Annotated in this window: 18 protein-coding genes, 1 pseudogene and 1 riboswitch; of the genes and pseudogenes, 5 read left to right on the top strand and 14 right to left on the bottom strand. The window is 33.5% G+C overall.

The window, feature by feature from the left end; all coding sequences use genetic code 11:
- Positions 1–338: 338 nt before the first annotated feature.
- A complete protein-coding gene (locus tag EKQ63_RS10795) occupies positions 339–929 on the bottom strand; it encodes a TetR/AcrR family transcriptional regulator (protein WP_087952936.1) in 591 nt (196 codons plus the stop codon).
- Between the two features lie 610 nt (positions 930–1539).
- Between EKQ63_RS10795 and EKQ63_RS10790 the strand changes: the two genes are divergently transcribed.
- Complete coding sequence (locus tag EKQ63_RS10790; protein WP_087952937.1) at positions 1540–2196, top strand: CPBP family intramembrane glutamic endopeptidase; 657 nt, start codon at positions 1540–1542, stop codon at positions 2194–2196.
- 144 nt (positions 2197–2340) lie between these two features.
- Here the strand turns inward: EKQ63_RS10790 and EKQ63_RS10785 are convergent, their stop codons facing one another.
- The 5 genes from EKQ63_RS10785 to EKQ63_RS10765 all read right to left on the bottom strand — a co-directional run bounded on the left by EKQ63_RS10785 (position 2341) and on the right by EKQ63_RS10765 (position 9208).
- On the bottom strand, positions 2341–2967 hold the full coding sequence (locus EKQ63_RS10785) for a LysE family translocator (RefSeq protein WP_088327267.1): 627 nt from the start codon (positions 2965–2967) through the stop codon (positions 2341–2343).
- A 233-nt stretch (positions 2968–3200) separates the two neighbouring features.
- A complete protein-coding gene (nheC, locus tag EKQ63_RS10780) occupies positions 3201–4280 on the bottom strand; it encodes a non-hemolytic enterotoxin NHE subunit C (protein ID WP_087965046.1) in 1080 nt (359 codons plus the stop codon).
- 107 nt (positions 4281–4387) lie between these two features.
- Positions 4388–5596: a non-hemolytic enterotoxin NHE subunit B gene (gene nheB / locus EKQ63_RS10775; RefSeq protein ID WP_000162968.1), complete on the bottom strand. Its 1209-nt coding sequence runs from the start codon at positions 5594–5596 to the stop codon at positions 4388–4390.
- Positions 5597–5627: 31 nt separating this feature from the next.
- Positions 5628–6788 carry a non-hemolytic enterotoxin NHE subunit A gene (gene nheA, locus EKQ63_RS10770; RefSeq protein ID WP_087994492.1) on the bottom strand — a complete coding sequence of 387 codons (1161 nt, stop codon included), beginning with the start codon at positions 6786–6788 and terminating at the stop codon, positions 5628–5630.
- Positions 6789–7381: 593 nt separating this feature from the next.
- Positions 7382–9208 (bottom strand): APC family permease, encoded by a 1827-nt coding sequence (locus EKQ63_RS10765; protein ID WP_143881022.1) that lies wholly within the window; start codon positions 9206–9208, stop codon positions 7382–7384.
- A gap of 144 nt (positions 9209–9352) precedes the next feature.
- Positions 9353–9499: riboswitch (cyclic di-AMP (ydaO/yuaA leader) on the bottom strand.
- Between the two features lie 140 nt (positions 9500–9639).
- Here EKQ63_RS10765 and EKQ63_RS30470 point away from each other — a divergent pair.
- Positions 9640–9768 (top strand): hypothetical protein, encoded by a 129-nt coding sequence (locus EKQ63_RS30470; RefSeq protein ID WP_000031873.1) that lies wholly within the window; start codon positions 9640–9642, stop codon positions 9766–9768.
- A gap of 55 nt (positions 9769–9823) precedes the next feature.
- On the opposite strand, the gene panE is transcribed toward EKQ63_RS30470, so the two are convergent.
- A complete protein-coding gene (gene panE, locus EKQ63_RS10760) occupies positions 9824–10768 on the bottom strand; it encodes a 2-dehydropantoate 2-reductase (protein ID WP_143881021.1) in 945 nt (314 codons plus the stop codon).
- A 175-nt stretch (positions 10769–10943) separates the two neighbouring features.
- Here panE and EKQ63_RS10755 point away from each other — a divergent pair, with 175 nt between their 5' ends.
- Entirely contained in the window at positions 10944–12419 is a 1476-nt protein-coding gene (locus EKQ63_RS10755) for a hypothetical protein (protein ID WP_143881020.1), read from the top strand.
- A 250-nt stretch (positions 12420–12669) separates the two neighbouring features.
- Here EKQ63_RS10755 and EKQ63_RS10750 read toward each other — a convergent pair whose 3' ends face one another.
- Entirely contained in the window at positions 12670–13629 is a 960-nt protein-coding gene (locus EKQ63_RS10750) for an oxygen-dependent tRNA uridine(34) hydroxylase TrhO (RefSeq protein WP_000246215.1), read from the bottom strand.
- A 477-nt stretch (positions 13630–14106) separates the two neighbouring features.
- Between EKQ63_RS10750 and EKQ63_RS10745 the strand changes: the two genes are divergently transcribed.
- Positions 14107–15402, top strand: a complete 1296-nt coding sequence (locus EKQ63_RS10745) for an Nramp family divalent metal transporter (RefSeq protein ID WP_001030649.1) — start codon at positions 14107–14109, stop codon at positions 15400–15402.
- Positions 15403–15457: 55 nt separating this feature from the next.
- Here the strand turns inward: EKQ63_RS10745 and EKQ63_RS10740 are convergent, their stop codons facing one another.
- From EKQ63_RS10740 to EKQ63_RS10730, 3 genes are all read right to left on the bottom strand, one after another.
- A complete protein-coding gene (locus tag EKQ63_RS10740; RefSeq protein ID WP_087952945.1) occupies positions 15458–16318 on the bottom strand; it encodes a M23 family metallopeptidase in 861 nt (286 codons plus the stop codon).
- Positions 16319–16400: 82 nt separating this feature from the next.
- The gene (locus tag EKQ63_RS10735; protein ID WP_142940688.1) at positions 16401–17468 is read right to left on the bottom strand and encodes a HAMP domain-containing sensor histidine kinase; all 1068 of its coding nucleotides are present in this window, start codon (positions 17466–17468) and stop codon (positions 16401–16403) included.
- On the bottom strand, positions 17458–18156 hold the full coding sequence (locus EKQ63_RS10730; RefSeq protein ID WP_087952947.1) for a response regulator transcription factor: 699 nt from the start codon (positions 18154–18156) through the stop codon (positions 17458–17460). The genes EKQ63_RS10735 and EKQ63_RS10730 overlap by 11 nt, the downstream gene beginning before the upstream one ends.
- 142 nt (positions 18157–18298) lie before the next feature.
- Between EKQ63_RS10730 and EKQ63_RS10725 the strand changes: the two genes are divergently transcribed.
- Positions 18299–18829 (top strand): GNAT family N-acetyltransferase, encoded by a 531-nt coding sequence (locus EKQ63_RS10725; RefSeq protein WP_087952948.1) that lies wholly within the window; start codon positions 18299–18301, stop codon positions 18827–18829.
- Between the two features lie 117 nt (positions 18830–18946).
- Here EKQ63_RS10725 and EKQ63_RS10720 read toward each other — a convergent pair.
- From EKQ63_RS10720 to EKQ63_RS10710, 3 genes and pseudogenes are all read right to left on the bottom strand, one after another.
- Positions 18947–19204 (bottom strand): annotated as a pseudogene (locus EKQ63_RS10720) (SPASM domain-containing protein); the annotation flags it as partial.
- Positions 19205–19321: 117 nt separating this feature from the next.
- Positions 19322–21367 (bottom strand): class I SAM-dependent methyltransferase, encoded by a 2046-nt coding sequence (locus EKQ63_RS10715; protein ID WP_087952950.1) that lies wholly within the window; start codon positions 21365–21367, stop codon positions 19322–19324.
- Between the two features lie 328 nt (positions 21368–21695).
- A complete protein-coding gene (locus EKQ63_RS10710) occupies positions 21696–22076 on the bottom strand; it encodes a BA_1872 family lipoprotein (RefSeq protein WP_000838922.1) in 381 nt (126 codons plus the stop codon).
- Between the last annotated feature and the right edge of the window lie 91 nt (positions 22077–22167).

Here is a 22167-nt window from a genome sequence, read left to right as displayed (position 1 = left end):
TATACAGCTTTATGCAAAAAAATTCGACTATCGAATTTTATCTAACTGAACTTCTATTCTACGTATTATATACAATGAAACCTTATTGTGTAGATTTACAAACTCAATATAGAAACACTTACAACATATAAATCAGTTTATATGTAATTCATTCTTTATTGCTTTTTCTGTATTAACGATAACAAAGCCGTTCAATAAGAAACATGAAACATCATCTAAAAAGCTCCCTTTGCTAAAGTCTATTCAAATACCCCTCATAAACAGAAGATACATTTTATGAAGGGTATATATTCAATTTAAATTTATAAAAATCGTATGGAAACAATGCAAGTTCTCACTTATTTAGAATAAGAGAAAAGATGATGTTTTATTTGTTCAATAAAATAATGATGGTGTATATTATCGTTAGATACGCGACTTGCCATAATAGCCCCCTCCATTGAAGATGAAAGAAAAGAAGCGAGTGATATAATATCTATATCTTCTTTAAGCTCTTGTTTCTCTATTCCTTCCTTTATGAGAGAGGCCATTAACATTACTGTATTATCATAACCTTTTGCTGCTGCTTTTTGTAATTCTGGAAATACTCCAGTACTTTCGATTGCGCTATTAAGTAATGGACAGCCTCCAGCAATAGGAGGATTATTAGCTGCATCTTGATATACAAGGAAAATTGCAAGAATTTTATCGATTGCTGTCTTTTTATTTTCCATTGCTTTATGAAAATGACTCCACATAATCTCACCACTTTTGTCGTAGGCAGCAAGGACAATTTCTTCTTTACTTTTAAATCTACGATAAATAGATCCTTTAGGCAGTTCAGTAGCTGTCATTATATCCTGGATGGATGTGCGAGTTATCCCATTAGTATTAAATAAATATAAAGATGTTTCAATAATTTTTTCTTTTACCTTATCAACTTTAGTCATGCTTTGTAATCCTCCTAATAAAAACGAGCTTAATATCCCAAATAATTTTTTATTGTAATTATAAATAAGTTTGGTACAGAAATATAGTATCACTCCTACCTTGTGGAAACCTCAAACAATACAGTTTGAAAAGAGGTTAGTCAAATTTCATTATCTATATCATCCGAATGAACTTTCTGTCAAAAGAAACATGACCAATTGTTTAATTCGGTCATGTTATACAACTAATTTTACCTAAAATCGTAGAACATGTAAAAATTATATAGTTAATTTTAGTGTATAGACATATGACTATTATATAGTTTTTATTAATATGTTTAGCTAAAGGGTTTAAACTACTCTCACTCTCACTTCATTCTATTGAAAGGTTAATCATTAATGATTACTGGAATTAAATTGCAACAAAGCAACTGAGATATAAATATATTTGCTTTTTTACTATTTTGATTTTGTTAATACTTTGGAAAAAGGGTTTAAAAAACTAAAAACTTATAGTATCATTAGATTCCGGACCGAACCGTCCGGTTTAAAATCTTATATAAATAAAGGAGAACGTTATGCAGAAAGAAAAATTAAAGATTATAAGTAATTTAATTATGGGGGCAATAAAGTGAACTTTATAAAAATGAACAAAAAAGAAATTATTATGCTAATAATTTATACACTGTTTGCACTACTTCAAATTGGTTTGTTCCTATTATTTGGCATATCACTTTTAACTAACAGCAATATAGTTGAATCAGAATTTGCTCTTAGTGCCATCGGTTTGACTATACCTGCTATTGTGGGAATAATTTTCTTTAGGAAAGAAATTATTGAAAGCTTTACTTATTTCAAAGAGAAGACAATTCTAAAAATAGTAAGTATTCCTATGGTAGTTTTATTTACGGTAATTGTGGAACAGATTGTTATGCGTTTTCTAGCAACTGGTCAGCCAGAGAACCAAGAACAGCTCCTTGAAACGGGTACGGAGATACCTCTTATATTTACATTACTTGTATTTGGTATTCTAGGTCCAATGCTTGAAGAAATTGTATTTCGTCATATAATATTAAATCGTTTTTCGCATTACATTGGTACTGCAATTGCATCTATCATTTCGATTATAATTTTTACAGTTCTTCATACGAACCAGCTTTCGGATATTGCTATTTATTTACCTGGCTCGGTGATACTTACTGCGGCTTATCTTATTTCTAAGAGATCCATTGCATATGTTATGGCAATACATATGTTAAACAATTGCATTACTTTCATTCTAAACTAGACTTGTTCCTGTTGCAGAGTTAAAAAATTTGAAATAAATATTAATAAACAGGGATTACAAGTTAGATAGCGACTAATGATTTGTGTAATTCCTTGCACTTCAAAAAACCACAGTTTGGATGTAAACTGTGGTTTTTTTACATCTTTATTTTTGGAAAAATAATCTAACTCCAAATACTAATAGTACTGTGCCCGTAATCCCCTCCATTATACGGTTCACTCGTTCTTTTCTTAAAAAAGTTCTTAATTGACGTATGAGTGAGATATAAAACAAATACCATATTGCGGTCAAAGTCGTAAATGTGAGCCCTAACAAAAGAAATTGGAGGAAATGATTTTGATTACTCACAATAAATTGGGGTAGAAAACTAAGGAAAAACACAGCCGTTTTTGGGTTTAAAATTGCCGTAGTAAACCCTTGTCTAAAACTTTTCATCGCTCCAATATCCTTAGAGTCCATTTCTACTGAACCTGACATATCTTCTTTTTTATGTAAAGCATTTTTAATTGACTTTACAGCTAAGAAAATCAAATAAAAAGCCCCAGCATATTTTATAAATATAAATAACATAGAGAATTTCATTAGGATGGCAGAGAGTCCTAGCGTAGCCATTATTGTATGAATCATCATTCCAGATATCGTTCCTAAAACAGTCTTCATCCCACCATTTTTGCCATGCGAGATAGTATTTTTTGTAACTAGTGCAAAACCAGGACCAGGCATTATTATGATTAGCATTGCTGTAAGGATAAATAACAAATAATTTTCCATGTTCTAGTATTTCCTTTCCAATTTTTAATTTTGCTTACAGTATAGCTTTTTTCATTAAAACATTACATATAAAAGGCTTGATTAGAAATTTATCTAGGTTATTAGTATCAATTTGACTAAATATTACCCCAAAGCCTCATGGATAAAACACATGAAAACTTATATATAAAATTACAAGTTCAACTCTCACAAAAAACAAGATAAAAAAATAAACAGCAGAACTAGTCCACTGTTTACTTTGCCACACCTTCATGTAATTTTTCTGTATAATCCTTTACATCTTTCCAGCTATCTTTCGCTGTACGTAAATCTTCTTTTATAAACGTAAACTCTTCCGGACTAATTCCTTTTACGTTTTGTAGTAAATTATTGTATTTTGCACCTACTGTATACCATTGATTTGATATGTTTTGTAGTGCTGTAATTGCTGCATCGATCGTTTCAGTCATATTTGTTGTTTTATTTTTTACATCCGTTAAAATTGCGACTTCTGCTTGTGCTCCTGAAATTCTATCTTTTAAATTGGCGATTTCTCTTTCTGCATTTGCGATATCTTTTTTCGCAACCGCAATCATCGGCCCGCCAGCAAGACATGTTATTAGCGCTACGCAAAGTACGCCACCAGCAATGACCATATCATTACTCTTTTTAATCGAATCGTTATATGTATTTATTTGTTGCTCTAGAGCTGGAATACCAGCATTCGTACTTGCCAATATCGATGTTAACTGATTTGTATCCTCTTTGAAACTATTTGTATCTTTCGCCATTCTATCGCGAAAAGCTTTCAAATTCCCTAATAATCCATCTACCTCATTTTGATTCTTTACAATATCCGCATACAACTTTTCTAAATCCGCTTTTAATTTTCCGCTATCCTTTTGATCAATCGCTATTAACATGTCATTATAATACGATTGAAAAGTATTATTGTAATTTATAATATTTTGATCCGTTTTCATAATTTGAGGCTTCATATTATTTAACCAATATGTTGCATTAATTTTTGCATCTCTTTGATGCTGAATCATATTCCCTTTAAATTCACTATTAATCGAACTTATTTTACTTAAATCCGTCTCTTGTTGATTTTGAATTAATTTTGCATATGAATCCATTGCAAATATACTCGATGTCGTTTGTGCCATTACATCTTGGAATCCAGCTGGTCCAAGGGAATAGTTTTTCACATTTTCTTGTAGCACCTTTACATTTTGTTCTGCTGCAAAAGGATATAAAGGAAATGCGTTACTCGTTGCCACCCCAGCAATCATTACCGCTAAAAGACATTTTTTATAAAATCTTTTCTGCATATTTTTCACCTATTCTCTTTATAAGGATATCAAAAGCTCCTGCTCACAACTGAACAGGAGCTTCAAATCATTCATCAACACTTAACGCTCTAACGATTCGTATTCAATTATGCTTTTTTCGTATCTACTACTTTAATATCTTCAGCATAAATCTTTTCTGCATAGTCTTTAATATTTTTCCAGCTATCTTTCGCAATGTTTAAATCTTCTTTAATGAAAACAAGGTCGTTTGGACTAATTGAATCCACATTTTGAAGTAAAGAATTGTATTTTGATCCCATTGTATACCATTGGTTTGAAATGTTTTGCAACGCTGTAATTGCAGTATCAATTGTATTTGTTAAATACTCGGTTTGTGTTTTAATATTCGTTAACCCAGCTACTTCTAATTGAGCAGTTGTAACTTGTCCTGTTATTTTTTGAATTTCAGCTTGTGCATTATCAAGTTCTTTCTTCGCTAATACGATACCAGCTGTACCACCGCCTACAGCCGCTGCGCCTCCCGCAATTAATGCTACCCCTAGTGGTGTTCCTGCACCTGTAGCAATAACTACTGCACCACCGATAATTGCAATTGGCCCTAGAGCTGTCGCAACAGATGAACCGATAATAATTGCATTATATTTACTAATCGCTTCATTGTACGTTGTAATCTGATTTTGCAATAGCGGAATCCCTGCATCTTGACTAGCTAAAATAGATGTGATTTGATTTGCATCACCCTTGAAGTTTTGCGTATCCGACGTCATTTTATTTCGAAATTTTTTCAAGTCTTCTACTAACTGATCCACTTGCGCTTTATTTTCATTAATACTACTTGATAATCTAGTTAAACCTTTCGTAAGAGTCGCTTTATCTTTTGCATCTACCGCAGCAACTAAAGTATCATAATAGTTTTGGAATTTCGTATTGTAGTTAATGATATTTTGATTCGTTGAAATAAGCTGTGGCTTCAATACATCTAACCATTGCTTCGCATTTCCTCTAGCTGTATCCTGGTGCTGAATCACTTTCCCTTTTAAAGCCGCATCAACAGATGATACATTTCCAAAGTTAACATTACCTTGTTTAATAATTGTTAAAGCGTACAGATCCATTACTAAAGCGTTTGAACCTGTTCTTTCCATTGCATCTTTTAAGCCTTCTGGTCCTAATGAGTATTCCTCATAGTCATTATAAGCTTTTGCTACCGCATGAACTGGAGCTTGTTTCACTGTACTTTCAGCTGCATACGTATGGGCTGGCATAATGTTTCCTGCTGCAAATACTGCCATAAGTGCTGATAGAGCCATTACTTTATAAGGTTTTTTTGTCATTTTTCTTCTCTCCCTATATCGTTACTTATTTTTAATGTACTTCAACGTTTGTAACGTAATCTTCAAATTGATTTGTTTGCTTATTCATTTCATCACTTACTTTTTTAATTTGATTGAAATGTTTTTGAAGTAAACTACTATCTGTATATGTGCCTTCTTCAACATTCTTTTGAATTTGGATCATATTATTGTTTAGAACTTTCCAATCTGTTAATAACGTTTCTAAAGTTGTAATTTGACGATCGATTAATTCTGTAAAACTACTTACTTGATCTTCAACGAATGTAATTTGTGTCGCCTCTGCTTCAGTTTGTGATAACCTTTGAATAAGTGGTAGTAGCTCTTTTTGCTTTTGCTGAATGCGAAGAGCGGCTTCTCTTGTTTGACTATCGGCAGCATTTACAATTTCATTACTTAAAGTACCGATAGAAACAAAATCGATTGTTTTCGTTTGTGCAGTTTGATTTGTGATTGTAAATACTTGTTTACCGATATTAATAGAACCTTTAATGATTTCTTGAGGTCTATTCAAAATAGTAGTTAGTTCAGCTTGAATTTCCCCTTGAATTCTTTTAATATCTTCTCTTAATTTCACAATATCTCCACTTGATCCTTGCAGTGTTTTTATTGCTTCATCAGCTTTAATTGATAAGTTGTTACTATCTTTGTCCAATACCGTTTTAAATCGATTTAACTCTAATAAGTCTTGCTCCATACTCTCTTGGATATTTTGTACTTGCAATTGTAGTTTTCCATATGCATTTGTAAAATCTGCTTTTGATTGTTCATCCTCATTTACGTTCCCTGCTAGTTCATAGAGCTTACTGTAATAACTATTAAATCTAGTACTATATCTCATCATCTCTTGATTTAAGTCAATTAGCTTCGGATTATATTCATCAATCCACTCTCTTACATTTGCCTTTGCAAACTTTTGATGATTCGTCAAACTACTCATCGCATTCACCTTAATATCTGGCTGTTGTAAAATAACTAGTCCGTATGCTTGTATTAGCGGTGACTGTGATCCTAACATTCTAATTGAATTGGATAATGTATTTGGAGCAATTACATTTTGTGCATATACTGTTTTCACTTCTATTTGCCCCTCCTTAGCGTAAGCGCTTACAGGAATGAAGCAACTCGTAGATACTGCTGTAACCAATAACCCTGTAATTAAAGTCTTTTTCACTTTAACTCCTCCTATGTATTAGCAACTATTACTATCGCATTTTATTATTCTATTTTCTTGCCCATAATTTGAGATGGTTAAAATAGAGAACGTTCTCACCGCGATTCACGCACGAACCATCTCTCCCCAATTTTATTGCTACAGTACTTACTTATCGTTATAAAACTTTTCATATGTGGTTAGTATGAATAACATTGCATGAATTTTCTATTTCATCTTATTTCCCACATTGATACAGTGAATATATTACATAAAAATATTATTCATTTTAAACTAATTCACATACATAAATATGAAATTCCATTTTGTTTTCATATAAGTTTTGTACTGTAAGGTCATTTAAACACAGCTATTTATATAACGTAAAGAAGTATTTTCATTCCCTTTATTTTCAAGCCTTCATGTCCTTATTTCAAAATATAATCCGATTCACTTTATCGATTGAAATATCTACATATCACAACAGAAAACACTACTTGCAAATAACCGACGAAATTATATTAATATAACTTTTAACCCCGTATGCAATTATGCATAGCATATACACAAAAAGGATAGCTTCATTTTCGCGAAGCTATCCTTAAAAAATTTCCTTATTTTTTCAAATGATATGGAACTGTCGTAATAACAACATTTCTTTTATAGAGTAAATACGCACGAATGAGTAAACTAGACTGATTATGAAGAATGTTATGCCAACCTTTTTTCGGAATGAATTGTGGTATAACGACCGTAACTCGGTAATTTGATTCACTCGCTTTATACTGTACTGTATCAATGAACTTTGTTAGCGGTTGAATAATACTTCTATAATGAGAATGTAAAGTAACAAGCCTTACTTCAGGTTGCCACTTCTTCCATTTCTCTTCAAATTTCTTTTCCTCTTCTCTGTCAAAAGCGACATATACAGCAATAACTTGATCTGCTGAAAGAGACTTTGCATAGTTCAATGAATTTTCTACTACATGTGTCATACCAGCTACTGGAACGACAATTACATTTCCTTCAATCGGAACAATCCGTTCACAAGTTTTTAAACTTAGTTGGTCTCCTACTGCATCATAATGCTTCTTAATTCGGTGGAATAAGAAGATAATTACAGGTAAGAAAATAAGGATTGACCAAACTTGTGCAAATTTAGTTAAAAAGAACATACTCATTACGATAAAACTAATGACTGCACCAATTAAATTGACCGTTAATCGTAAAGCCCATCCTTCCGGTTTTTCACGAAGCCATTTTAATACCATACCACTTTGAGAAAGGGTAAATGGAATAAATACACCTACTGCATATAACGGAATTAAATGCTCTGTTTGCCCTTGGAAAGCTACAATTAAAATAATCGATGCGATTCCAAGTATAATAATTCCATTTGAGTAACCTAGGCGGTCTCCTCTAATCGTAAACATTCTTGGTATAAACTTATCTTTTGCAAGGTTTACTGCTAATAACGGAAACGCAGAATATCCTGTGTTAGCAGCAAGGATTAATATTAAAGCTGTTGTACCTTGTATGAAATAGTACATGAAATTACGTCCAAATGTTTGTTCAGCAATTTGTGAAACAACTGTTACTTCTTTACTTGGAGAAATTCCGTAATAATAAGCTAAGAACACAATTCCTGAAAATAAAACTGCAAGTAATGCACCCATTGCAAGCAATGTTTTCGCTGCATTGTTAGGTGCTGGATCTTTAAAGTTTGGAATTGCGTTTGAAATTGCTTCAACACCTGTTAAAGCAGAACTTCCTGATGCAAATGCTCGTAGCAGTAAAAACAAACTAATCCCAGCAACTGGTGTTCCAATCGGCGTGTGTAAGTTCGGTGACACGTGACCAGTTAAAATATTATAAATCCCTACACCAATTAATATAAATAATGCTAAAACGAATAAATAAACAGGATATGCTAAAACGGAAGCTGATTCCGTTACCCCTCTTAAATTTAAGATGGTAATAAATATAACAAATACAACTGCAATAATCACACTATGTGCATGTAAGCTAGGAAAGGCAGACGTGAGCGCATCTGTACCTGCAGACACACTTACTGCAACAGTTAAAATATAATCGACTAATAAAGATCCTCCAGCAATTAAGCCTGAATTCATCCCTAAATTTTCTTTTGATACAACATACGCTCCTCCGCCGTGCGGATAAGCGAAAATAATTTGGCGATAAGATAAAATAAGGGCTGTCAATAATACTAATACCCCAACAGCTATTGGAATAGAATACCAATAAGCTATCGCTCCAACTCCTGCTAAAGCAATTAAAATCTGCTCTGGACCGTAAGCAACTGATGACAATGCGTCAGAAGATAAAATAGCTAAAGCTTTCGTTTTATTAAGCTTTTGTTCTCCAAGCTCCGTTGATTTTAACGGTCTTCCAATTAAAAATCTTTTAATAGATGAAACCAATGCTGTCCACTCTCCAATAATTTTGTACGAACGATTCTGCTTGTTATAGCCAGCAAACTATTTCTTCAGAAAACAAAAAATGTCTACAAGCCATAACGAAATAGACTTGTAGACATTATATTTTTTGTCGCACAAGCTCCACCTTCCTTCTCAATATAACGCTTACGAGGTTAGCTGTCGGATTCGGGCCTTTGAGTAGCCCTACCTTTTTCAAGGATTCACCCCATTGAATTAAGAACTAATCCATAAGAACGGGTCCCCCGTACCATGCGGTTTCAGCGATTTAGAAAATTGAAACTGTGGATTATAATACTCCTTTATTTTCAAAAAGTAAACAAAAATTTTTAATAAGAAAAAAATTAAAATGATTGTGCATAATCCACTGAGAAATATACATAATGAATACTAAAAAATCGATAAAGGAGACCCATATGTCTAAAGAAAAGAAGCCTATTTTTTCCGATTCCTATTTAGATGCAGTAGCAAATGAAATTAATCAGTTATATGGTAAACGTGAACAGGAAATAAATTTGACAGATAGAACAAAAAGAAATAAATAATTTGTCATAAAAAAAGAAAGCAATACACTTATATATTGCTTTCTTTTTTATTTTTTCATACATCTAATTCTATTACAGATCTGTTAAAGATCATCTCTTCATACACCTTTAAATTTTGATATATAGTGCCTAATAATGGTGCCGCTATTGAAAATTGCTCTGCTACATCCAGTAAATATCCTTGCAAGTGCTTCCCTTCAATAAACGAACCCTTTTCCATATCACGTTGCATTGATGACTTCATATCATACGAAATTTTATCAATCGTTTTCATATGTTCCTCGGCAATATTTTCCTTTACGGGAGCTCCTAATACTCTCATGATTTGTACAGATTCCTCAAACACATTACGGATAAAATCACGGCCGCCTTCACTTTCACGGATTGGTCCAATTGGTGCACGCATTAACGTTGTCACACCGGACATTACAGTAATAAATAAATATTTATGCCACATATCTTGCGTAATATTTTCACTTAAAACAAAACTAGATTTCGTACCTGCAAATGCTTTAGAAATATGCTTCACTCTCTCTGAATTTTGAGACTTCATTTCTCCAAACACAAGTCTGTTGGCAGCGCTAGTTTGTACAATTTCTCCTTGATCGTTTAACGTCGTCTCGATAAAGCATAAACCGCCAATTACTTTTTCCTCACCGAATTCTTTTTGTAATAGCGATAAATGGGCGATACCATTTAACAATGGAATGATTACAGTATTTTCGCCAACAAACGGCTTCAAATCTTGAATTGCCTCTTTTAAGTGATACGCTTTTGTTGAAAATAAAATAACATCAAATGGAGAAGTTCTCTCTTCTTTCGTTATTAATTTCGGTTGAAACGAAAAATCCCCGTTAACACTCCGGATTACAAGTCCTCTTTCCTCTAATTGTTTTTTTCGTTTACTACGAACAAGAAATATAACATCTTCTCCCTTTTCGACTAATCTGCCACCAAAAAATCCTCCGACTCCACCAGCGCCTAATACTAAAATCCTCATACAGCATCCCCCTTTTCAAAATACAATTTTATAACTTTTAATATACATAATATTATACATGTCCTCTGCTAAATAAGCTGAATTTTCACTCTTAACTGGGTATAAAACAGTGGTTATTTTCAAATAAATTTGGGCATGTTGTTTCTATATCATATATGGAAAGGAAACAATGTAGATGGAGGCAATACAAGTAATTGAGGAAAAAGATGTAGCAACAGCTGTATTTCAATTTATATTCCCGTTTTCGTTTAAAGCTGGATATGAACAACAGATGTTCCCTTTCTTACAAAAAAACGATTTTCGTCCTTTTCGGCTCGATCATCTCGATGATGAAAATACATATTATGGGGAGTTTAAAGTTTCACATCAAAATATGGAAGCATACTATCTTTCATTTACCAATAAAATTCTCTTTCCTCACTCAGAGCATCAAAAGGGCTTGCAACGTTATTCAAAGGACCTTAACTTAACTGGACATTTAACAACAAACCTTATTTCAATCCCATTCAAGATACACTCTATTGATGTAACACTTTGTCCTTATGAACTTGGCTTCTTAACAATTCGAACAGAAGTAAACACTGCTCCAAACATGACTTTATCCGAAGCAATCGAATTCGCTGCTCGCTTCCGTGTACTTGAAACTAAAAATGATACAAATGAGACTATTTGTATTGAATGTAACGGAAAAAAGTATTCCCAAGTTGAAAAATTCATTTTTGGTTATTTATTTCATGGCGTAACTGATTTCTTTGAAAAGAAGAGATTAAGAAGTTCATACTTTCAAACCTTCCCTTTCTTCGAAGACCAAAGAATGTACGTCCAAACTTTATTGTCACTAAAAGAAGGAATGGAACTTAATCAAGTGGATGTTTATCGTACTTCTAGTCTTTCCGGATTAACAAGTGATGGTAAGCCATATGTGAGTGCAAATAACCTTCCTTACATTCATGACTATTTAAAAAAACACGCTTACCAGAGATGGGCTCCAAATCGTTATTTCATAATGGAAGAACATATTTTTACATGTGTAACAAATGAAGGAGAACGTGAAATCGCTAAACTTGCTAGTCAAATGTACGGAGAATTTTATTACGCTTTATTATTAAACCTATTTCATAAAATTGTTTTATTAAAAATGGCTAACGCCTATGCTGAGCTAAACATTGAACAAGATACTAATGAAATAGAGAAATTAATTTATTCGATCAATTCGTTCACTGCTAATTATTTTTCTTTAGAATTAGTATCCCAATCACAAAGTGAAGATATTTTCTTTCGTTTAAGAAAACTTTTTAATATTGAGGTTCTATACTCGAACGCGAAACAAAATCTTGATAGTTTGTTTAAATATCAAGAAAATGTCGCCTCTAAAAAAGATAGCCTCTTATTATTAATTTTAACGCTCTACTCTGTAGTGGGCCAAATGTTAGGGTTTACTATGATTGACCTGTTAAGAAACACCGATTCAAACAAGATATCGTCACCTCTTGAATTTTTCGCTCTATTAATTGCGATTAGCGGCATTGTCATTTCACTTATTTTAGGAGCCCAAAGTTTATACCAATGGGGTCTACAGCATAAACGAAGAAAAGCTTGGGTAAAACAAACTGTACTTTCTGCCGTTAAAGAGAAAGAAGATAAAAATTAAAGAAGGTTATTTTCAAATTCTTGGCGCGCTGCAGTAAGTGAAATTTTTATGAGCGATTTTCCGATTATATCGGCGCAACTCGAAATATATCAGCGATTTTTAAGATATATCAGCGCAACTCAAAATATATCAGCGATTTTTTTAATATATCGACTTACCGACAAAAACCGACAAATAACAGGACCGGATAATAAAAAAAGGGTGCTCCAAAATAAAACTTGGAGTACCCCTTTTATTATACGAATTCAGCTTACTTCCCTGCTTCGATTTGCTCTAATGCAGTAGCTACTTGTTCTTCCGTTAATTCATGTTGTATTACGTAGCGGTTACGTGGGCTTACACGACATTCATGAGAACATGCACGTAAATATTTCGCTTCGTTTTCTTCGGAACATAAAATTTTCTTGTTACATTCTGGATTTGAACAGTTTACATAGCGTTCACAAGGTTCACCTGTAAAGTGGTCTTTACCAACGATAACATGTTCTTTTTGGTTTACTGGTACAGCAATACGCTCATCAAACACGTAACATTGTCCATCCCAAAGCTCACCTTGTACTTCTGGATCTTTTCCGTACGTTACAATTCCGCCGTGAAGCTGGCTTACATCTTCATAACCTTCACGAACTAACCAACCAGAGAACTTCTCACAACGAATTCCGCCTGTACAGTACGTTAAAATCTTTTTACCTTCAAGTACTTCTTTATTTTCACGAATCCAATCTGGTAATTCACGGAATGATTCGATATCAGGTTTAATCGCACCTTTGAAGTGACCTAAATCAAATTCATAATCATTTCGCGCATCAATGATAACTGTATCTTCTTGTTTCATTGCTTCATAAAAATCTTTTGGCTCTAAATACTTCCCAGTTATTTCGTGTGGGTTAATGTCATCTTCTAGACGAAGTGTAACTAACTCTGGACGAGGACGTACGTGCATTTTCTTAAATGCATGACCATCAGCTTCATCTATTTTAAATACGATACCGTCAAAACGTGGATCATTATTCATTGCTTCCATGTATTTCTCTGTTTGTTCTACAGTTCCAGAACAAGTTCCGTTAATACCTTCTTTTGCTACAAGAATTCTTCCTTTTAATTCAAGTGAATTACAAAATGCTAAATGCTCTGCCGCGAATTCTTCTGGGTTTTCAATTGTTGTGTACATGTAATATAGTAATACTCTGTATGGTTTTGTAGTTGCCAATGTATTTCTACCACCTATCTAATTTTTTAAATCATGTATAAGTTAACGTTCATATCAAAACATATATAATAAGAAAATGAATTCCATTTTCTTTTCTTTATACTATTTTCTATCAGTTAACAAAAATAAAAAACAAGATTACACATCAAAACACTATGGTTATGTTGTAATCCCAATATATTATATATCATACAAATGCAATTCCATCAATTAATATGCTGTATTATCAGCTTTATGTTCACATAAATTTCAAAAACAGCCCTTTAATTCATTATGTTTCCCCGCCTCATCACACCATAAACTCCCAATTTTTAATAACACCACACCATTCATTGTATTAAGGCATATAATTTGCACTAAGGAAACATTTATGTTCAAATAAAAAATATAACCTAATACATTTAAATGTATTGAAATAAAGAATAAGAATACTTACAATAATTTCAACAAGTTAACATACCAAAGGGGAAAACTACTATGAATAAAGATATATCAAAAGATGAACATGTCCCTTCTCAAAGTACAACTGTTCAATCAGCGCATTTAGCATTAAGCGGACAAACGAAAGGTTTAAAAAGACTATTACCATTCTTAGGTCCTGCTTTCATCGCTTCAGTCGCTTATATTGACCCTGGCAATTTCGCGACAAATATTGCTGCTGGATCACAATATGGATATTTATTACTCTGGGTAATTCTTGCTTCTAATTTAATGGCAGTATTAATCCAAACTTTATCTGCTAAATTAGGAATCGCTACAGGAAGAAACCTTCCTGAAATCGCTCGAGAAAACTTCCCAAAACCTGTTTCCATCGGTTTATGGATTCAAGGAGAGCTCGTTATTATGGCGACTGATTTAGCTGAATTTATTGGAGCTGCACTCGGATTGTACTTATTATTTGGGATTCCGATGTTACCGGCAGCTTTAATTACAGCTGCTGGATCATTTATTATTCTTGAATTTCAACGTAGAGGCTTCCGTCCATTAGAAGCTATTATAACAGGAATGATTTTTATCGTTGTTATCGCTTTTGGTGTACAAGTCTTTTATGCAAAACCGGAATTAAGCCCTTTACTTTCAGGACTATTTATTCCAAAATTCCAAGGTGTAGACAGTATATTACTTGCAGCCGGAATTTTAGGTGCGACAGTTATGCCGCACGCAATCTATTTACATTCCGCCTTAACGCAGCGCCGCGTAGTCGGAACAAATGATGAACAAAAGAAAAAGATTTTCCGCTTCGAATTTATAGATATCATTATCGCAATGGTTATCGCAGGAGCAATTAATGCAAGTATGCTAATTGTTGCTGCTGCACTATTCTTTAAAAATGGCTTGCATGTCGAAGATCTTGATGTCGCTTTTAACCAGTTTAGCAACTTAGTCGGTCCTGTATCAGCTGCTTTATTTGGAATTGGTCTCTTATCAGCAGGACTATCTAGCTCTTCTGTCGGTACAATGTCAGGTGATATTATTATGCAAGGTTTCATTCGAATGCATATTCCGTTATACTTACGCCGATTTATTACAATGATTCCACCATTAGTTATTATCGCTTTAGGTGTAAATCCAACTTACGCTCTAGTCATGAGTCAAGTCGTCTTATCATTCGGTATTGCCTTTGCATTAGTACCACTTATTATGTTTACAAGTAGTAAAAAAATTATGGGTGCACTCGTTAATCACCGCATCACTACCTTTATCGCTTGGATCATTGCTATACTTGTTATCATTTTAAATATTTTCTTACTGTATCAAACATTTGTAGGGTAATGAGAAAAGGTATTCCAGTTTATTGGAATACCTTTTTTAGTGAAGTAATTCTCTTCTAATTACCTCTTATATATGTCCCTCTTTCCGGCATCATCGCACCTTTTTCAGTTTGAAAGTACAGTGGCAATCCTTCTGCTAAAAACATACTTACCTTTGATGGATCCTGCCTTTGATGATGAATATGTAAATGGGGCTCACTTGAACTTCCTGAATTTCCTACTTGAGCAAGAAACTCTCCTTCATTCACATGTTGTCCTTCCCTCACATGAATTGACCCTTTCTTTAAATGGGCAAGAATCAGAAATGTGCCTGTTTCATCTAGTCGTAAATAGATATGATTTCCCGCCATTGACTGAAAATCATCTGATCCTGGAATTAAATCTGTTTCATCATTATTGATTGATACAACTGTTCCTGAAGCTGGTGCTAGTAGATCTGCACCATATATTCCATAATCCTCTAACTTACTACTTTTGACTTCAGTAGGCGGGATAATAATATCATATGCCCATCGTTCATTTGGTTTTATAACATGATAGTTCGTTTCTAATCGATCACCGCCCCATCCCACTAACGCTCGTTCATTCAAAGGAAAGCGCACGACTACTTTAGGGCTCATAGAATGTATATCTGCTGGGTAAGCAAGTCCCCCTATATTAGCAAACCATCCTAAGGGCCAAGCTCCAATTATAGAAAAAAGAACTATGAAGAGGAGCATACTATCTATCCGCTTTCTAAAAATGCCTTTCCACACAAATAGTAATACTGACCCTATCAAAATAAAGCTTGATACGAAGCTAAAGGCTTGTATACTCCACCACACAATGACTGATATGACACCTTTAGCTAAATAAACTACACTCCAACTTATAAGTAAAAAAGCAACTAAAATTACTAATACATATTTCTTCCACATGTTGTATCCCTACTCTCATATCTTTGTTCTACATGATACGAATTGAAAATTACAACATACGTAAGAAATACTTACGACTTTCTTACATTTCTTTATACTGCGGTAAAACGATAGTGAAAACTGTTTCTGTATCGTTACTACGTACAGAAATATCCCCTTTATGAAGTTTTGCTATACTTCTCGCAATTGCAAGTCCCATTCCTTTTCCACCTGTATGAGAGCTGCGTGATTTTTCACCACGATAAAACTTCTCAAAAACGTAAGGAAGGTTCTCATCTGGAATACATGGTCCAAAATTTTTAATTTCTATTTCAACATTCATGTCTCTTTTAGAAACTTGAATTAAAATCTCCTTTCCGTCTTTCCCGTACATAATACTATTACTAATTATATTTTCGAATAACCTCACCATAAGCGCTACATCCATTTCCACATGTAACTCCTTATCACCTTTCATACAAAAACTCATATTAGCATCATCTAGTTGTGGTACAAAATCAATCATAATTTGTTCCATTAACGCTTTCATATTTACTACACTTTTATGTAATTCAATCTCTCTATAATTTATTTGACAGTATTCTAATAATTCATCTACTTGATTTTTTAATTCATAACTTTTTCGCTTTAATATGCTTACATACTGTTCACATTCTTCTCCATTTGCATGCAGCTTATTTCCTAATAAGTCCGCATAACCGATTAAAGATGTTACAGGTGTTCGTAAGTCATGCGAAATATTACTAATCATTTCATTTTTCATTTCCTGTGATTTTTTTTCATTCTCGACAGACTCTTTTAAACTTTTGGCCATTCTATTTACATTCGTCGCTAATTCACCAATCTCGTCATTTTTTGAAATAGGTATATGTACTTCAAAATTACCATTACTTATTTCCTTCACGTTCTTATTAATTTCAGACAATCTTTTCATCATTGTTTTTGTCATACATGCAAAGTATGTCGTAGTAAAAATCAAAAAAACTATAAAATATAAAAATGAATATTTTTCCTCTAATGCAGTAACATGACTATATATATTTCCAATTAAAATTTGAAACACTATTATACTTACAGTTGCTAACAAGATGCTACATATGAATGCGGTAAAAAACTTAGCTCTAATGCCTTGTAATGATTTAATCTTCAATTTTATATCCGACTCCCCAAACATTTTGAATAAACTTCGGTTCTTTTGGATCCTCTTCAATTTTATTTCTTAATCTTGCGATATGAACCATTACTGTATTATTGCTTTCATAGGCTCTTTCTTTCCAAACGCTCTCATATATTTCTTCAATAGTAAATACACGATTCTTTGCAGCTGCCATTAAATACAAAATATCATATTCCGTTTTTGTAAGATTGATTGTTTCTCCATATAACATTACTGTTCTAGACACTTCATCTATTTCTAAACCTCTAATGTTTATTTTCTTTTCTATCACTTGGACAGCATGTTGATTGAAATATGTATACCTTCTTAACTGGGCTTTCACTCTCGCTATAAATTCAATTGTACTAAACGGCTTCACTATATAATCATCTGCTCCCGTACTAAATCCAACAACTTTATCTACATCCGATGATTTTGCACTTAAAAACATAATTGGTAAACTATGTTTCTCTCTAATCCTTCTGCACAATTCTATCCCATCCATTTGTGGCATCATAATATCCAAAATAGCAAGTTGAATGCTATTATTATTTATAATTTCTAAAGCCTCTTCTCCATTATGAGCACTAAAAACTTTAAAACCTTCTTGCATTAAATTCACGTTCATAAATCTAATAATATCTTGATCATCATCTACAATTAAAATTGAATTTTTCTCCATATACAAACCTCTTTTTGAAATATATTCCACAATCAATTTTATCACAAATCAAAACTATAATTCCCTCTTGAATAATCTTTATTTTCAGACTAAATTATATAATAACAACACATTCTAGTTTCAAAAGAAATGGAGTGAAAGTATGTTTCCTATATTGAAAACTGAACGACTCATTTTACGAGAACTTACCGAAGAAGATGCACTGAGTATACTACAATGCTTCTCTAATACTGACGTACTACGCTATTATGGGCAAAAGCCATTACAGGATATTGATCAAGTAAAACAAATCATTCATAACTTTAAGTTGAGTTACAATGCAAGAAGTGGTATAAAATGGGGAATCGAATTAAAAAACAAGAAAGAACTCATTGGAACAATTGGTTTTCACGATTGGTCTTCTGAGCATAAACGGGCCAATATAAGTTATGCCTTTCTCCCTGAACACTGGGGTAAGGGATATGCGACAGAAGCTGTTTCTGAAGTTATATCATACGGTTTCCACACACTTCATTTAAAACGGATCGGAGCAATTGTCTTTCTTGAAAATGAAGCTTCCAATAAAGTGCTATTAAAATTAGGCTTTGAAAAAGAAGGCGTTCTAAAAAATTATATGTATCAAGATGACATTCCCTATGATACGAATTTTTATTCTTTATTAAAATCGGTTTAATAGAATACATGTGTAAAAAACTTGTTTCAGTACAACAGTTATAGGTAGCGAATTTTTAATGACGGATGCGAAGTACTATACATTATAAAACATTAAAAAAGGGCTGTGAGTAAGCTTTTACTCATAGCCCTTTTTTATGTTCTTTTTCTGTTTTCGCAATGCTTTTGGTACGTATACGCAGAAAGGCTCACTTTCCATATAATCCCCCGTCATTGCATATGCTCTAGAACGAGATCCCTCACAAACACCACACTTCCCCTTATCCTTATCTGTATTACGAAGGTTTTGAAACACAGGGGCGTTTTGATAAATTTCAGCTAGCGATGTTGTTCTAATATTCCCGGTTTTAATCGTCACTACCCCACTTGGATATGTTTCTCGGTATAAAGTTAAGAAATTAGGAATTTTTCATTACTCTAAAAATACGCTCTTTAACTGAAGACTATTAAATTAAGTTTCTTAAAATTATATTTTTAAAGGTTTTCAACATCATTACCTCTTTTCTAAAACCATAAAGAATGTACTATCCGGTAGCGCAACAGCATTCCCAGACTCATCTTTAAACTCGATTTTCTCGCTAAGATGTTGTGTATATCCATCCTGTAAATAGTTCATAGCTTGAACGATGTTTACTTTATATCCAAAGATACCCTTTACGAAGTCCTTATATTCGTTTGGCGTAAATATTCCAAACTGCTCTTGCACCTCATGAACGAAGGAATCCTCGCCCCATGTATACGTATATAAGAACTCCATTGCATCGTTAACAGACATTTTGACTGTATTGTCTGCAAGTACCTCATACTGGATTATACGCCCCTTAAATTCATGGGCATACTGCTCTAAGAACTTCATTCCGCCTACATCTTTAAAATGAATCACACGCATTAACGTTTTATCTTCGGTCATGATGCCATCACGAATGATAATACGACCTCCTGGCTTTAACACCTCATAGGCACTCTGCAGCCCCTTTTTAATTACTTCATGATTGAATTTCTTACCTTCATACTCGATATAAGAGAACAGCTCATGAAGGATAGAAGAATATACAATCGTATCAACCGATTCTTTTTCAAATGAGCTGCTTAAATTGATTGCATCCCCTTTAATGACGTTCCAAGAACACCCCTCGTTCTGCTTCTTCTTTTTCAACGTATCAATCACGTTTTCGGAAATATCGATACCGTAGATTCGTTTATCCTCGGTCTCTTCTTCAATCATGTCTAGCATGACACCACCACCGGCTCCGACATCTACAATCGTATCTCCCTTTATATAATCAAGAATAATTCGTTTATCATCAGCCGAGCTATTCATATGCTCCAGATACACTTCTTCGTTATGGAATCTATCATATGCATCCTTTCGTAACCCGAAGAAATCAAACAGCAGCACATTTGCCCGAGCATGCATCATATCTACCTTTTCTGCCTCTACACAGAAGGTTATTAACGCCTCACCTACAGCAGAAAACCGAAACGACACATACGCAGTCTTCATATCTTCATCGACTTTAACCTGAAAAGAAACATGCGTTGTATTCGGTTTCTCGTTCTCACGGTACTCCCGTAGATACTTCTCAATAACTCGCTTACGGTACACGTTGTCCTTTTTTTCGCCTTTGAAATCATAATGTAGCTGCTGCATCAATTTCTCGAAATGTATATGCTGAACTTTTCTAGTGCCTATCTCATTCTTTAACATAACAAAAACTGTCCAAATATCCTCAAAGCTAAGAGCATGCATAGAAGGTTCTACATACCACAAATCCTTATTAGATAGGAATGTTTGAACGTCACTCTTCTCGCTCCCCATAATTATATCTTTTTCAAATGCTGACTCCTTATGTTTTGGCGTTAGTCTATGTATACGAGAAGTAAATGGCTCCATATAACCATCAAACAGACCATCAATTGTAATCTTCACATCGTTCTTTACTTCACTCCACAAAGCTTTTGATACGCCCTCAATAATGCATTGGTTAAGATAGTATAGAATCTCCTTTAACCTAACGTCTCCGTATTCTTCTTTATATGTGTTAATTAAATCAACATGAGAATCCAAACGAGCCTCCCCGCGTATATACTGCCCGATTAATCCATGTGTTCTAATTAAATCTTGAATAAACAAATACTCAGTAGAGTTTAAGTTTGTCTCTACACGTTCAATAAACTGAATATCACTAAAGATATCAGCAGAACCCTCGTTATGTACCAATAGATTGATCCCTTTTTTCTTCCATTGCTCCCGCTGTTTTAAAGATCCTACCTTTGCAAGCTCACTATACGTTAGTACCTTTTCAATAATACGATATGCTTCTTCATCTAAAGACAGTCCATCCAACACTTGCAGCGTACGGTGTACATAGTACAACACCGCATCTGTTTTTAATGCACCAAGTACTTGTACATTCTCATAGTTTTGATGTATCTCCTCTGCCTCAATTAGATGCTTTAACCACGTAGGGATTGCAACAGAACTCCCTTCAATATATGTATTTAGAACTTCAATGCTTTTCAACTTATTTCCCCCCATATATAATCAATATCGGTAGTAAGATCTAGGACACCTTCTCCAAAAAGAGCATCACCTTATGTCCCTTCTCCTAAATACTACTACTTGCTTTTTACCATCTACATCTCTTTCGAATAAAAATGTATCAAACCCAGTCTTTTTATCGTGTAAAAGAGAGTTATAAATTCCGTTACTACCACGCCAAGGTTGTAACATATTTTTTGTTGATCTCTTATTTTAACTTCATTAGGAATTTCGGAAGATCACCTCTTAAATTGATAAACATATGTTGTGACAGAATCAACTGAAAACGGAAACGGCAAGCGGGTGCACTCCACTTGCCGTTTTTTCATAGCTTAGTATGTATTTGAATTTCTTTTGCTTTCTCTTTTTCACCCTTCACGCGTACAATTAAATCATATGATCCGGATTTTGAAGCTTCAAAAGAAAGCAAACCTTCTTTTTGAGAAGTGATTTCTTCTTCATAAATAACCTTATCATCTTTTGTAACTTGTAATAAAATCGTACCTTCTTCAACAGCTGCTTCATAAGGGATTTCCACATTTCCTTTTTCAGCTTTAAGTGTTTGTACATCGTAATACCCTTGCAGAGAACCAATTTTTAAAGTCGTTTCGCCATTTTTTTGAACCTTTGTAACTTGTGTCGCTGTATTGCACGCGCTTAACAATACAACAAGAGTGAGAATCATAAATAAACGTAATGATTTCATAGAAATTCCCCTTTTTTATGTATATGTGAATTAAGATTTATTCTTTAACTATTTCAAAAACATCAACACCTAAAAAGAATCACTGCTTTTC

Source organism: Bacillus sp. BD59S (assembly GCF_007363175.1).
GTDB lineage: Bacteria > Bacillota > Bacilli > Bacillales > Bacillaceae_G > Bacillus_A > Bacillus_A pacificus.
Note: the sequence above shows the minus strand (reverse complement) of the source record. Positions and strands in the feature narration are given on the sequence as shown.